This window comes from Neglectibacter sp. X4 (assembly GCF_009917365.1).
Lineage (GTDB): Bacteria > Bacillota > Clostridia > Oscillospirales > Acutalibacteraceae > Acutalibacter.
Genome location: NZ_QWLE01000017.1, coordinates 25,126 through 38,099, shown reverse-complemented (window position 1 = coordinate 38,099; position 12,974 = coordinate 25,126). Strand labels below are relative to the sequence as shown.

Here is a 12,974-nt window from a genome sequence, read left to right as displayed (position 1 = left end):
CACGCCGCTGTTCCTTTTTTAATAAGCGCCTAAAGCCTGTTATTTCTTGCTGAAAACAATCATATTGGTAAGCTTGCGGCCCGGGCTTGCAAGCCAGGATCCGTTTACATACAGGGTGGAGGAACCGCCGCCGTCCAGGTTCATGGCAGTCTCGCAGCCAAGGGCTGCCATCACCTTGGAAAGGGCGCCCAGGGTGCAGGTGCAGCTGACAATCACCACAGTGCCGTCGGTTTTTACGCCAAGAGCCATCCGGGCCCGGGAGCCGCCTGTGAAGCTGGTGTCCAAAAAGCCTTCGTTTTTGTAGGTGGTGGCGTTGCCGTATGCCTTGCCGTTTTTCACAACCGTAGGCCCGGCGCTGAGGGAGGTCTGGATGTCCTGGACGGCAGAGCCTTCATAGGCCACATCCACCCGCAGGGTGTCGCCGGGCTTGGCATCGGTGAAAAGCTTTTCCTCCACCTGGCGTTCGGCCCTCTCTATCAGCAGGAAGCCGCTGCTGGGGATGGGCACATTGCTGGCGTTGCTGTAAACATTGGTAACCTTTCCGTTCCCGTCTACAGCCAGGCCGCGGAAAATCTTGCCGTCCAGGACGCTTTTGCCAAAGGCCCGGGTATAGATCATTCGGGTGGCGTCCGGGGCACGCACAGGCCGGTTCGTGCTCACCCTATCAAAGGAAGCGTATTTTTTTCCGTTTTTTTCCAGGGTGACAGTCTGGTTGATCGTCATAAACTGGATGGATGCCTTGCCGTTTTTGTCCACCACAAAGGCGGGCTTGGGATCCACTGGATTATTGTACACCCGCACTACCTTGCCGCCGCTGACAATGCCGCTGGAGGTACTGAGGTCACTTCCGGAATTGAAGTCGGCGCCGTTTACAGCTACATAGCCGTTGTTGTTCTTGATGATATTGGAAGCAGTGTCATTTTTATAGAACTGGTTCCCCGCCAGCACAGCCTTGGCGGCATATCCCTTAGAGGGGTCAAGCTCCACGCCCCGCACAGACACGCCTGCCACCGTTTTCCTGAAGGTGACGGGGGCCTTAAACACCGGCTCCGGAGGCTTGGGAGGCTCGGGAGGCTCGGGAATCTGATCGCCCTCAAAGGGAGCAATATCTGCCAGGCGGCACAGCATGGCGGCGGCCTGGTGCCGGGACGCCTTGCTGCCGGGGGCGAAGGTGCCGTCCGTATTGCCGTTTATAATACCGGCCTTCTGGCAGGCGGCTACGTCCTCTCTGGCCCAACTGGCGATTTTATCCTGATCCTTAAAAGTTATAAGGGGTTTTTTCTCGGTCAAATCTATCTTGTCAGGATAGGCCTTGGCAGCCCGCACCATAAAAGCGGCGGCTTCCTGGCGGGTTACAGGCCCGTTGGGGTCAAACCTCCCGTCGCTGCCGTTGGCAATGCCATGCTGGGCGGCCCAGTTTACATAAGGGTCATACCACTGGCTGGAAGGCACGTCGGTAAACAGGTTCATGCCCTTATACTGGTCAATTTCGCTTTGGGGCACAAGGGAGGCTGCCAGCATTTTGACAAACTCCGCCCGGCTTACAGAAATATTAGGCGCAAAGGTGGTGTCGCTGGTGCCTTTGATAATGCCCTTGTCTGCCATGGCATACACATAGCCGGCATACCACTCTTTCTTGGGAATATCATGGAACACGCGGCCCGCAGCGGAAGCCGTAGCGACGGGCAGGGCGCTGGCCATAAGGATACAGGCCAGCAGGAAGGAACAAACTCTCTTTTTCAAAAATCTTCATCCTTTCTTCCGCCCCGGTGTAAAAAGGGGCAGTCTCTTTATGTAATAAGGCTTTGGGGCAGGGATATGCCCCGGGGCCTGATTTATTGCACCAGCCCCACTGCCACATCGTTGACATTGGTGCCGGTAGGCCCGGTCATCAGCAGGCCCCCGCATTTTTGCAGGGCGTGATAGGCATCGTTGTCCCGCAGCACAGAGGGGATATCCACTCCGGCTTTTTCCAGTGCCGCCGCAGTGCCGCCGTCTGCATAGCCTCCGGCAGCGTCTGTAGGCCCGTCGGTGCCGTCGCTGCCTAGGGAGAACACCGCCGCGTGAGGCAGTCCCGCGATAAGGGGAGCCGCCGCCAGGGCCAGCTCCTGGTTGCGCCCTCCCAGGCCCTTTCCGGTGAGATGCACCACTGTTTCGCCTCCGGCGATAAAGGCCGTTGGCCTGCCCTGCCCGGCATGGGTTTTCAAAATGCTGCCCAGGAAACTGCCTGCCTCCCGGGCCTCGCAGCACAGCCGGTCTGTGAGGATAACCGGGGCATACCCCAGCTTTTCGCATTCCGCCGCGGCATGGGCGCACAGCTCCCGCACGCTGCCGGTAATCCGGGTTTCCACATTTTCCAGGAACTTGGGGGTTTCCTCCTCCAACAGGGCCAAAGCCTTGGGAGAAAGGCGCAGGCCATACCTTTTTACAATCTCCAAAGCCTCCTCCCGGGTGCTGGAATCCGGGTAGGCAGGGCCGCTGGCAATCATGTCCAGGGGATCCCCGATAATGTCGCTGAGCACAATGCTGAACACCCGGGCCGGGGCGCAGTGCAGGGCAAACCGCCCGCCCTTTACCCCGGACAGCCGCTTGCGCAGGGTGTTCATCTCCACAATGCCCGCGCCGCTTGCCAGAAGCTGGTTTGTGATATCCTGCAGCTCCCCGCCGGGGATGAGGGGCTTTTCAAACAGGGCGCTGCCCCCGCCGGAAAGCAGGAACAGCACCGTATCCTGCTCTGAAAGCCCGGCTGTCAGCTCCAGCGCCCGCCGTGTGGCGGCAAAGCTGTTTTCATCCGGCACCGGGTGCCCGCCTTCCAGGCATTCCACCCCAGGAATATCTCCCAGCACGTGCCCGTATTTTGTGACCACCACGCCGCCGTCCACCCGGCCCAAAGCGTCCGCAGCGGCTTTGGCCATCTGCCAGGCCGCCTTGCCTGCGGCCACCAGCAGGGTTTTGCCACCCCTGGGCCTGAAATCCCCCAAAGCCCGCCTTACAGCCTCGTCCGGCAGCACTGCCCGCAGGCTTCCTTGGATAATCTGCTGCGCGTTTTGAAACAGGGAACTGTCCATTTGCCTCCCGTCCTTTCCCGGGCGTATACCCCGCCCATCCTAAATGATTTAGGACAATTATACCACAACCATTGCCCTATGGCAAGATTTCACAAAAACCCTCTTGCAATGGGCCGGGGAAATTGGTATTATTAAGAAAAGTCTTAGGGCAGCGCCGCTGGCGCCTTATACTGCTTAGCATGATGCGGTATCGCCTTAACTATTTTCTTTTGTGGAGGTTTTACCATGCTTTTAATTAAGAACGGGCTTATCAGGCCCATTGATGGGGAAGACATCCCCGGCGGACAGGTTTTAATTGACAACGGCAAAATCCTGGCAGTGGGCAAGACAGTGGAAGCACCTGCCGGCGCGGAAATCCTTGACGCTTCCGGGTGCCTAGTGGCCCCGGGCTTTGTGGAGGGCCACTGCCACATCGGCTTGGACGAAGAAGCCATCGGCTTTGAAGGGGCGGACTACAACGAAAGCACCGACCCGGTCACCCCCCACATGCGGGGTATCGACGGCCTGAATCCCATGGACGAGGCTCTTTTCGATGCCTACAGCCACGGGGTGACCACCGCCGTCACCGGCCCCGGCAGCGCTAACGTGGTGGGGGGCACTTTCCTGGCTGTGAAGCTTTGCGGCAGGCGGGTGGACGACATGGTGGTGAAGAACCCTGTAGCCATGAAAATAGCCTTTGGGGAAAACCCCAAGCGCTGCTATGGCGGAAACAACAAAAAAGCCCCCATCACCCGTATGGGCACTGCCGCCTTGCTGCGGGAAACCCTGCAAAAGGCGCAGAACTATAAGGAAGCCTTGGATGCCTGGGAGAAGGATCCCAAAGAAAACAAGAAGCCGGACTTTGATATGAAGCTCCATGCCATGCTGCCGGTAATGCGGGGGGAGATTCCCCTGAAAAGCCACGCCCACCGGGCAGACGATATCTTCACCTCCCTGCGCATAGCAAAGGAATTCGGGGTGGGTATCACTCTGGATCACTGCACCGAGGGCCATCTCATTGCCGAAGAGCTGGCGGCAGAGCAGCGCCCCTGCCTGGTGGGGCCAACTTTTGGCAGCAAGAGCAAGTTCGAGCTGAAAAACAAGTGCTGGGACACCCCCAGGGCCTTGGTGGAGAAGGGATTGAAGGTTGCCATCATCACCGACGCCCCGGTTATCCCCCTGAAATACCTGCCCCTGTGCGCGGGCCTTGCCATGGAAGCCGGGCTGGAGGAAAAGGAAGCCTGGAAGGCTGTCACCCTGAACCCGGCGGAAATTACAGGTATCGCCCACCGGGTAGGGAGCCTGACCCCCGGCAAGGACGCGGACGTGGTCATTTACAAAGGGGATCCCTTAAAGGACATGCAGTGCAAAACCCTTGTCACCATTATCGACGGAAAAATCGTGTACAAGGCCTGACGTTCTTTTATGGAAACAAAAAAGCTTATAGCGCCCCGGGACGGGCTGCTTCTGCTGGGACTGCTTCTCCTTGCCAGCATCCTTTTCCTGGTGCTGGGAAACCGGCCCCAGGGGGCTGCCGCCATAGTAGAACGGGACGGAGAAATCCTCTGCCGGCAGGAATTGTCTGCCCTTGCAGCCCCTATGGAGCTGGAGTTTGAGGGGGAGGGGGGGCACCGGGCCACCCTGCGGATTTCGCCGGAGGGCGGGTGTTTTCTTGCGTCCACCTGCCCTGATCAAACCTGCGTGCGCACCGGGGTTATCTCCCGTGCCGGAGAAACAGCCCTTTGCCTGCCTGCCCGGCTGGTGCTCCGGCTGGAAGGGGCAGCGGGAGAGGCAGACGCGGAAACCTATTAAAGGAGACGGTGGTGTGAAAAACAGTCGAGACAGGGGGGGCGCAGCGGTTTTTACGAAGCAGAAAGTTGCCCGGGTGGCCTTTACGGGCATATTGGGGGCCTTGGCCCTGTCCCTTTCCTTTCTGGAAAGTCTGCTGCCCCCTTTGCCTATGCTGCCTCCGGGCGCAAAGCTGGGGCTGTCCAATATTGCCGCCATGTACGCTGCTGGCAGCATGGGCCTGCCCTGCGCCCTGTTCCTGGCTGTGCTCAAAGGCGGGTTTGCCTTTTTGGGCAGGGGGCTTGCCGCCGGGGCCATGAGCCTGTCCGGCGGCCTGCTTAGCACCCTGGCGGCCTGCTTCCTTTTGCGCCGCACCAGGTGCTCCCTGATGGGGGTGGGGGTTTCAGGGGCGCTTACCCATAATGCCGCCCAGTTGGGAACAGCATGGCTGCTCACCTCCCAGGCAGTCCTGTCCTATGTGCCCGGCCTGATTCTCTTTGGAACCCTTACCGGGCTTTTAACGGGCCTGGCCTTAAAGCTTGTCCTGCCGCCCCTGAAAAAGCTGGGAACAGGGCTGGGGGTCTGGCTGTAAGAAGCTGGAAAAAGTTTGGCCCAGACACTTGACAACCTGGACGCTTTGTGCTATACTGCAAGACAAGAAATAAATACTTGCAAAACCGATGAGCAGGAGTAGTACCGTTTAGCAGAATGCGTTTCAAGAGAGTCCCGGCAGGTGGAAGCGGGGCAGCGCAGGCAGGCGGGAATGGACCTGTGAGGGCCTGCCCGAAGAAAGTTTTCTTTCCTTAGGGGGGACGGAAGTCTGCCGTTATAAAGGATAGCGTATGGAAGTACGCGAAAGAGGTGCGTCCCCCAAAGGGATGAATTTAGGTGGTACCGCAGATGCAAGCGCATTTGTCCTAAGAGATTTAGGATGAATGCGCTTTTTGGTTTTACGGAAAACCCTGCCTTTTGCAGGATTTCCTATGCGGTTATGCAAAATCTTGCGGAATTCCCGCAGGTTTTTATATAGATAAATTCAGGAAAGGAAGAGAGACAATGGAACAGAAAATCCCTTACAAGATCTTTTTAGACGAAAGCGAGATGCCCAAGGCCTGGTACAACCTGCGGGCAGACATGAAGAATAAGCCTGCCCCCCTGCTGAATCCCGGTACCTTGCAGCCCGTCACATTTGAGGAGCTTACTCCGGTTTTCTGTGACGATCTGGTGCGCCAGGAGCTGGACACAGACACCCGCTTCTTTGAAATCCCGGAGGAAATCCGGCAGTTTTACAAGATGTACCGGCCGTCCCCACTGGTGAGGGCCTATTTCCTGGAGAAGGCCCTAGATACCCCTGCCAAAATCTATTATAAATTCGAGGGGAACAACACCTCCGGCTCCCATAAGCTGAACTCTGCCATTGCCCAGGCCTATTACGCCAAAAAGCAGGGCCTTAAGGGCGTTACCACAGAGACAGGGGCCGGGCAGTGGGGCACAGCCCTTTCCATGGCCTGCTCTTATTTTGATTTGGACTGCAAGGTGTACATGGTAAAAGTTTCCTACGAGCAGAAGCCCTTCCGCCGGGAAGTTATGCGCACCTATGGCGCTTCTGTAACCCCTTCCCCTTCGGAAGAAACGGCAGTGGGCCGGCGGATCCTGGAAGAGCATCCCGGCACTTCCGGCAGCCTGGGCTGCGCCATTAGCGAGGCTGTAGAGGTGGCGACCTCCACGCCGGGTTACCGCTATGTGCTGGGCTCTGTGCTCAACCAGGTGCTCTTGCACCAGTCCATTATTGGCCTGGAAGCAAAGGCGGCCCTGGAGAAGTACCATATCAAGCCCGATGTCATCATCGGCTGCGCCGGAGGCGGCTCCAACCTGGGCGGGCTTATCTCTCCCTTTATGGGCGAAAAAATCCAGGGCAAGGCCGATTACCGTTTTATCGCGGTGGAGCCTGCTTCCTGCCCCTCCCTCACCCGGGGCAGATACGCCTATGATTTCTGCGACACAGGCATGATGTGCCCCCTCTCTAAGATGTATACCCTTGGTTCCGGCTTCATTCCTTCCGCCAACCACGCCGGGGGCCTGCGGTATCATGGCATGAGTTCTGTGCTGTCCCAGCTCTATGATGACGGCCTGATGGAGGCTGTGTCTGTAGAGCAGACCGCCGTGTTTGAGGCCGCCAAGCTGTTCGCCAGGGTGGAGGGCACCCTGCCAGCGCCGGAGTCCAGCCATGCCATCCGGGCGGCTATAGACGAGGCTGTTAAATGCCGGGAAACCGGGGAGGAAAAGACGATTCTCTTTGGCCTGACAGGCACTGGGTATTTTGATATGACCGCCTATCAGAAGTTTAATGACGGCGTTATGGGCGACTATATTCCCACAGATGAGGAAATTGCAGAAAGCCTTGCAAAGCTTCCCAAGGTTGACTGAGGTGCATAAGCATAATAGTGAAAGGCCCTGTCTGCGTCCAGCAGGCAGGGCCTTTTACTATCACTATTAAGATTATTTCATGGTTACATATTTATGGAGCGTCTCCCGCACAGCGCCCGGGCCTGCGTACAGTTCCGCTGTCATGGATTCTATCCGCTCTCCCAGCCCCGCAGCGTAGAGATCCACTCCGAACACGTCCGCCCGGCTGAACAGCGCTTTCAGGCAGGACATGTCCTGCTGTCCCTTTTTCACTTCCAGCGGGGCAACAATGGCCTGCAGTTCCTCCAGCAGGGGATCCGGGGAGGGGGTAAAGGGCGCGCCCGTATCGTCCACGCCCTTGATGTACCGGGCATAGCCTGCCAGCACCAGGGGGATCAGCAGCAGGCTGTCCAGGGAAAGCCCTTGGGCCTGATAGGCCTTGATGGTTTCCCCAAAGCGGACAGGAAGCTTCTGGGAGGTGTCAGTAGCAATGCGCTGGGGCGCGTCGGGCATGAAGGGGTTGGGCAGGCGGCGGGTGAGCACTGCGTCTATAAAGTCTGCGGGCTTTAGCACCCCTGGATCCACCACCACAGGCATGGCCTCCTGATAGCCCAGCTTGGTAACAAGGCCCCGGATGTCCTCATCCTGCATTTCAGCGGAGATCAGCTCGTATCCCAGCATACAGCCAAAAATGGACATGGCGGTGTGCAGAGGGTTCAGGCAGGTGCAAACCTTCATTTTTTCCACCTTATCCACAGTGCCCCTGTCTGTAAAGAGCACGCCTCCCAGTTCCAGCGGTGGGCGGCCGTTAAGGAAGCTGTCCTCTATCACCAGATACTCCGTCTCCTCCGCGTTGACAAAAGCGGCGGTATAGGTGTTCTTTTCCGTCAGGATTGTCCCGCTGTCTGCAAAGCCCTGGGCTTCCAGCATTTCACGCACTTTCCCGTCAGGCCGGGGAGTGATTTTATCAATCATGCTCCAGGGGCAGGAAACCTTGCTTTCATCCTGCAAGTAGGACAGGAAAGCCTCCGGCACCAGCCCTGCCTGCACCCAGGCTTTGCCATAGGCCAGCAGGGCCTCCCGCAGCTTGTCCCCGTTATGGGAGCAGTTGTCCATGCTTTGCAAGGTAATAGGGCAGGCCCCGGCGCGGTAGCGCTCTAAAAGAAGCAGAGCGGCCTTTCCCATCAGTGCTTCCGGGGCCAGACCCCGCTGCAGGTCGGCAGGGGAGAGGGCATAGCCCTTTTCCGTAATGGTAAAGCTTACCATCTGCAGGGAGGGGGCGCGGAAGATTTCTATAAGCCTCTCCCAGTCCTGGGGGAACTGAGGGGAGGCCTTCAGGCTCTCCGTAACGGAAGCCACCACCTGTTTTTCCATGGAACCGTCCGCCTTCAGCACCACCAGCAGGCTCAGATTGTCAAAAGGGCGGTAAGCCCGGTCGATAATTTCATAGTCAAAGCCCTCCGCCACAATCACGCCTTTGTCATACTGCCCAGCGTCCAGCAGCCGCTGCAGCACTGCGGCGGGAAAAGCCCGGAAAATATTGCCCGCCCCGAAGTGCAGCCAGGCAGGCTCTTTCCTGGTGTTCTCCCGAACCCTTTCCAGGTTAAACCTGGGCAGGGCAATGCCGGCCTGTTCCCAGGGGGCCTTGTCCCGTATGCCGTCAAAATGCAGTTTCATGCGCTTTCCCTCCCAAAATCAGCAGAAAATAATGTCTATCTGGATTTTATCATGTTTTCACTGCCTTGTAAAGACGGCCTGCTGGTAATGGGTTTATCATTTCGCCTGTAAACAAACCCAACTGTGCATAAAACATGCCAGGAAAATCATAATTTTTATATTGACAAATGCTTTTAAGTGGAGTATACTACAAACAGACAGATGCACAACTGTTTCATTTGGTGTGGACAGGTATTTGTGAAGTTCTGCTTAAAACAGGTTGAAAGGAGGTGGATGTATCAAAAGGATAGTGCTGACCAAGCGCGAAGATGAGCTGATGAACTTTCTGTGGGACGCTGGAAAGCCGCTTTTAGTGGAAGAAATGCTGAACACAGGCGGGGAACATGCCTGGAATGAGACATATCTTCGTGCCATGTTGAAATCTTTGGAAAAGAAGGGCGCTGTAGAGTGCTGCGGGTTCCTGTTGCGCAGCAAGCTGTATGCCCGGCAGTTCAAGCCGAAAATTTCCAAAGAGGAGTTCTATATGCAGCTTGCCCTTGACAGAGGCGCAAAGGCGGAAACGCTGTTCCAGGTTGCAGCGGCTGCGGTTATGAAAAGCGGGAATGAAAACCCAGACAAAGTCAAGCAAAGGCTGGAGGAGATCCTGGAAAAGGAGATCCGGGAAAATGTTAGAACAGGGACTGACGGAGAGAAATGAACATAGAAGTAAGTTTTTTCTCAGTATGTATGGGGATTCTTTTTAGTTCATTTTTTATCGTTGCTGTCCATTTGTTGCGGAATAATAAGGCTTTTTTGAAGGGCTTTGGCGTTATTACAGTGCTGGTGCTGCACGTACTGTCTCTTTGCAGAATGTTGTTGCCTGCAGATTTCCCGTTTACTGAACCCATTCGTGTGGAAAAGATATATAATGACATATATTTGTTTCTCGCGAAGTCCTGTGGAAGCATAGCTGGCAGAGAGTTTAGCATTCTGGATATTCTTCTATGGATATGGTTCTTTGTAAGCGGAGTCTGTCTTGTCTACTGGATGTTTTCTTATTGCAGAAACATGCATCATTTTGGCAGATTTCGGAATAACCGTAACCTGCTGGGCGAGGAGATTCTAAAAGTAGTGCAGAAAGAAACAGGCCGGAAAATGAAAATCCATTTGATGGTTTATCCCACTTTGGATGGCCCGAAGAGTATTGGCTTGTTTAAGAAAATAATTCTTTTACCTGCTAAGGATTACTCAAATGAAGAGTTGTTTTCCGTACTTGTACATGAATACGCACATTTTCTTAACCATGATTTATGGATAAAGTTTCTTGCGAAGCTGTTCCAATGCCTTTTCTGGTGGAATCCCTTAATAATTTTGTTACAGCACGACTTAAGCCAGATACTAGAAATCAAATGCGATTTCACGGTTAGGCAAGTGTTTTCAAAATTCAAGAAGACGGCATACATGCAGACGCTTATTCGGGTTTATGAAGATGAGAGTAAGCCTAAAGAAAATACGCACAAAGGGATAATTGTCCGCATACTTTCTTTTTTCTCCCTTAAATTGTTTCATGGCAAGTTTAAAAACTTGTGGCGGCCTTTTTGGAAGCGCGAGAAGCCGCCAGAGAAAACGGAAATTTATGAACGATTCGATATGCTGAGCAATCCTGGAAAGCCTGTAACACTTTTCGCGCAAATTCTTTTCTATATTCTTTGTGCGATAGTAATTGTGTGGTCATATTCATTTGTTTTTCAGCCGTTTTATGAACCGCCTAGAGAGGATATATACACGGATAATTTGACTTCTGTAGCTGCTGTTTTTAATGGATATATATTAAAACATAAAGATGGTACATTTTCAGTAGTAGAGGCAGATGGTTCAACATATGAAATTATGCAAGACACAGTTGATGTGTTTAAAAAATTAGGATATGCAATCAAGGAGGAGCAGTAGACTGTGGATGGTATTATGCCTTTAAGAGATGAGATCTTAATTTATACAAGGGTTTATAATGGTAAATTCCAATATCGTCGTTGGAATGCAACACGTAATTATTGGGTAGATCCATATTGGATTGATGGTTGATTATTTGCAATATAGAAAATTCACTGCATGAAGCAGTTTCAGGCGGGATACCTTCCGGTAACCCGCCTGCTTTCTGTTTTAATCCTATTATAATGTAAAATAATAGGGATCTATTTCATCCCATGGCTCTGGTTGTTCCCGCATGTCCGCCAGATTGATTACAGGCACGCCTTGCTGCTGGGCGTATTTCACCGTATAGGCAGTGCCGCCGCTGGCTTTGCCTGGCTGTAAGTAACACATGCAATACCCGCTGTGATCCACCATATACCGATTGCGTTGAAACATGCAAGAATGGGTATAGTGTTCGGAAACATAAATGACCTGATCGGCCTGTTCGAGAATTTTATAGTATATCTCAGAGTTTTTCTGGCTCCAGCGGGCATTTTGTTCACGACAGGGCAGTGCCAGAATCAGTTTGAGGTGCGGGAATTGTTTCTCTCTGGCCCATAAAACCGCCTGGGCGGCCATGGTGTCAAACCCCAGGGCACCACCAGCCATAAAGGCTTTAACCCCTTTCCTGGCCGCTAGGGAGGTGATTTCGCTCTGGAGTTTTTGCCGCAGAAGCGTGAGATGTCCACTTTCTATACGTCTATGCCCTGTGAAACAGCAGCATTCTTCCCGGTTGATATTCATAAACATCCCCTTACGCAGCAAAATAAAAAAGCAGCCCGCCCGACCGTATTGTGCATCTCAATAACCTGCTACAGAAAAAGCAGGTGGGTGCCCTCCCATTTGGTTCTCGCTCCCTTCGTCCAGCAACGGTCAACGCCGCGCCGGGAGGTCTGCAATCCGCAAGCGGAGACAAGGCTCCCAATATGAGGAGTGTAGGGTTATATGTGCACAGTCCGCGAATCGGGCAGGCTGTTTTACACAAAAGCCAGCCTGCCGCGCCCAAAGGCGCAGTATTCAATTTCGTGAAAAGATTTTATTCGTCCTCAGGCTCGTCGAAATAGGCTTCATTAAAGCGGGTTTCAAAAATGTCTGCCAGCTTATCCAGCAGCTCGTCATCATCAACTTCCTGAAGCTGTTCCTCGCCGTCCTCTTCGACAACCTCAAAGATGTAGTAGGTTTCCGCGTCAGAGGAGATGTCCTCCGGATCCTGCTGGGTGGGAACCAGCGCCATATAGTGACCGTCATCGTTATCTAGCTCGTCGATGATTTCGAATTCATGCTCCTGCCCTTCATCGTCGATTAGGGTAATCAGGTCGGCCTCATAACCGTTATCCATAAGCAGTTTGCGCTCCTTTCCGAAAGCATGATGAGCTTTCTCTGAAACACATTGTACATAAAAATGGGGCTAAAGTCAAGAGCGAATCGGCAAAAACCACCGGATATCCGTTTTTTTCACGAGGCTTTCACCTCTTTCCGCTTCTATAGCCTGCCCGTTTCCCTGCCCTTTAATGCCCGCAAAGTAATCATATGCCGCAGGCTTGTAAAAAACGCAAAGATTTTTTCAAAAAAGTTTAAAAAACCTATTGACAAGCTCCTGGTTTAGTAGTATACTATAGCCAGAGACAAGGGAATAAGAAAAACTAAAGTCTCAAAGGCGCATTCGCAAACCGGAAGTAGGCAAGGCAAAAGCTAAGCATGAAAACGGTGAGGAGAGAGTAAAAAGAACTGCAAAGCCTGATTTGACAAAGAAAAAATAGCTGCAACCAAAGCTAAAAAGGCAGACAGGTTTTAGTAAACAGAAAAAGTAACTGCAAAGGAGCAGCGAAGGGATTTTCTGAACAGCAAGCAGTTCTGGAAGAGGAGACAATGCGAAGCGCGAAAATCATGAAAGAAAGGCGGGTGAGTCCGATGGATACAGTTGAATCACAGCACCAGGTCTGCGGACTCATAGTCCGCAGATAATAAAAAATCGGGAGAAACGAGAAAACTGAAAGAGGGGTACACCCACTGAAGCATTCTCAAGCATGTAAAAGGCCAATAAAGCACGGGACTGCTTAACAACGTCTGGTTATAAGCTTCTTTAAGCGGATAATTTACATAAAC

12 protein-coding genes and 1 other RNA gene are annotated in these 12,974 nt (G+C 53.5%); 7 read left to right on the top strand and 6 right to left on the bottom strand.

The window, feature by feature from the left end:
- Positions 1-39 precede the first annotated feature (39 nt).
- The gene (locus D1841_RS08380; RefSeq protein ID WP_160642730.1) at positions 40-1,743 is read right to left on the bottom strand and encodes an S-layer homology domain-containing protein; all 1,704 of its coding nucleotides are present in this window, start codon (positions 1,741-1,743) and stop codon (positions 40-42) included.
- Positions 1,744-1,835: 92 nt separating this feature from the next.
- On the bottom strand, positions 1,836-3,068 hold the full coding sequence (locus D1841_RS08375) for a glycerate kinase (protein ID WP_160642731.1): 1,233 nt from the start codon (positions 3,066-3,068) through the stop codon (positions 1,836-1,838).
- A 225-nt stretch (positions 3,069-3,293) separates the two neighbouring features.
- Here D1841_RS08375 and D1841_RS08370 point away from each other — a divergent pair, with 225 nt between their 5' ends.
- The 4 genes from D1841_RS08370 to D1841_RS08355 all read left to right on the top strand — a co-directional run bounded on the left by D1841_RS08370 (position 3,294) and on the right by D1841_RS08355 (position 7,262).
- Positions 3,294-4,463 (top strand): amidohydrolase, encoded by a 1,170-nt coding sequence (locus D1841_RS08370; RefSeq protein ID WP_160642732.1) that lies wholly within the window; start codon positions 3,294-3,296, stop codon positions 4,461-4,463.
- Between the two features lie 9 nt (positions 4,464-4,472).
- Positions 4,473-4,859 carry a NusG domain II-containing protein gene (locus D1841_RS08365; protein WP_160642733.1) on the top strand — a complete coding sequence of 129 codons (387 nt, stop codon included), beginning with the start codon at positions 4,473-4,475 and terminating at the stop codon, positions 4,857-4,859.
- 13 nt (positions 4,860-4,872) lie between these two features.
- Positions 4,873-5,427 (top strand): Gx transporter family protein, encoded by a 555-nt coding sequence (locus tag D1841_RS08360; RefSeq protein ID WP_160642734.1) that lies wholly within the window; start codon positions 4,873-4,875, stop codon positions 5,425-5,427.
- A 464-nt stretch (positions 5,428-5,891) separates the two neighbouring features.
- On the top strand, positions 5,892-7,262 hold the full coding sequence (locus D1841_RS08355) for a TrpB-like pyridoxal phosphate-dependent enzyme (RefSeq protein ID WP_160642735.1): 1,371 nt from the start codon (positions 5,892-5,894) through the stop codon (positions 7,260-7,262).
- 72 nt (positions 7,263-7,334) lie between these two features.
- Here D1841_RS08355 and D1841_RS08350 read toward each other — a convergent pair whose 3' ends face one another.
- The gene (locus D1841_RS08350; RefSeq protein WP_160642736.1) at positions 7,335-8,918 is read right to left on the bottom strand and encodes a mannitol dehydrogenase family protein; all 1,584 of its coding nucleotides are present in this window, start codon (positions 8,916-8,918) and stop codon (positions 7,335-7,337) included.
- A gap of 289 nt (positions 8,919-9,207) precedes the next feature.
- Between D1841_RS08350 and D1841_RS08345 the strand changes: the two genes are divergently transcribed.
- Genes D1841_RS08345 through D1841_RS19495 form a run of 3 tightly spaced genes read left to right on the top strand, consistent with a single transcriptional unit; the run spans position 9,208 to position 10,979 of the window.
- A complete protein-coding gene (locus D1841_RS08345) occupies positions 9,208-9,615 on the top strand; it encodes a BlaI/MecI/CopY family transcriptional regulator (RefSeq protein WP_160642737.1) in 408 nt (135 codons plus the stop codon).
- Positions 9,612-10,847 (top strand): M56 family metallopeptidase, encoded by a 1,236-nt coding sequence (locus D1841_RS08340; protein ID WP_160642738.1) that lies wholly within the window; start codon positions 9,612-9,614, stop codon positions 10,845-10,847. The genes D1841_RS08345 and D1841_RS08340 overlap by 4 nt, the downstream gene beginning before the upstream one ends.
- Before the next feature lie 3 nt (positions 10,848-10,850).
- The gene (locus D1841_RS19495; RefSeq protein ID WP_256376669.1) at positions 10,851-10,979 is read left to right on the top strand and encodes a hypothetical protein; all 129 of its coding nucleotides are present in this window, start codon (positions 10,851-10,853) and stop codon (positions 10,977-10,979) included.
- An 87-nt stretch (positions 10,980-11,066) separates the two neighbouring features.
- On the opposite strand, the gene D1841_RS08335 is transcribed toward D1841_RS19495, so the two are convergent.
- The 3 genes from D1841_RS08335 to D1841_RS08325 form a co-directional block, all read right to left on the bottom strand.
- Positions 11,067-11,612 carry an SLOG family protein gene (locus D1841_RS08335; protein ID WP_160642739.1) on the bottom strand — a complete coding sequence of 182 codons (546 nt, stop codon included), beginning with the start codon at positions 11,610-11,612 and terminating at the stop codon, positions 11,067-11,069.
- Positions 11,613-11,640: 28 nt separating this feature from the next.
- Positions 11,641-11,845, bottom strand: a non-coding RNA gene (gene ssrS / locus D1841_RS08330) — 6S RNA.
- Positions 11,846-11,904: 59 nt separating this feature from the next.
- Positions 11,905-12,207 carry a DUF1292 domain-containing protein gene (locus tag D1841_RS08325; protein ID WP_160642740.1) on the bottom strand — a complete coding sequence of 101 codons (303 nt, stop codon included), beginning with the start codon at positions 12,205-12,207 and terminating at the stop codon, positions 11,905-11,907.
- Positions 12,208-12,974 lie beyond the last annotated feature (767 nt).

Bases quoted from the DNA above. Each gene is read 5' to 3' on its own strand.
- D1841_RS08375 (WP_160642731.1), bottom strand. From the start codon at position 3,068: ATGGACAGTTCCCTGTTTCAAAACGCGCAGCAGATTATCCAAGGAAGC.
- D1841_RS08370 (WP_160642732.1), top strand. From the start codon at position 3,294: ATGCTTTTAATTAAGAACGGGCTTATCAGGCCCATTGATGGGGAAGAC.
- D1841_RS08365 (WP_160642733.1), top strand. From the start codon at position 4,473: ATGGAAACAAAAAAGCTTATAGCGCCCCGGGACGGGCTGCTTCTGCTG.
- D1841_RS08355 (WP_160642735.1), top strand. From the start codon at position 5,892: ATGGAACAGAAAATCCCTTACAAGATCTTTTTAGACGAAAGCGAGATG.
- D1841_RS08350 (WP_160642736.1), bottom strand. From the start codon at position 8,918: ATGAAACTGCATTTTGACGGCATACGGGACAAGGCCCCCTGGGAACAG.
- D1841_RS08340 (WP_160642738.1), top strand. From the start codon at position 9,612: ATGAACATAGAAGTAAGTTTTTTCTCAGTATGTATGGGGATTCTTTTT.
- D1841_RS08335 (WP_160642739.1), bottom strand. From the start codon at position 11,612: ATGAATATCAACCGGGAAGAATGCTGCTGTTTCACAGGGCATAGACGT.
- D1841_RS08325 (WP_160642740.1), bottom strand. From the start codon at position 12,207: ATGGATAACGGTTATGAGGCCGACCTGATTACCCTAATCGACGATGAA.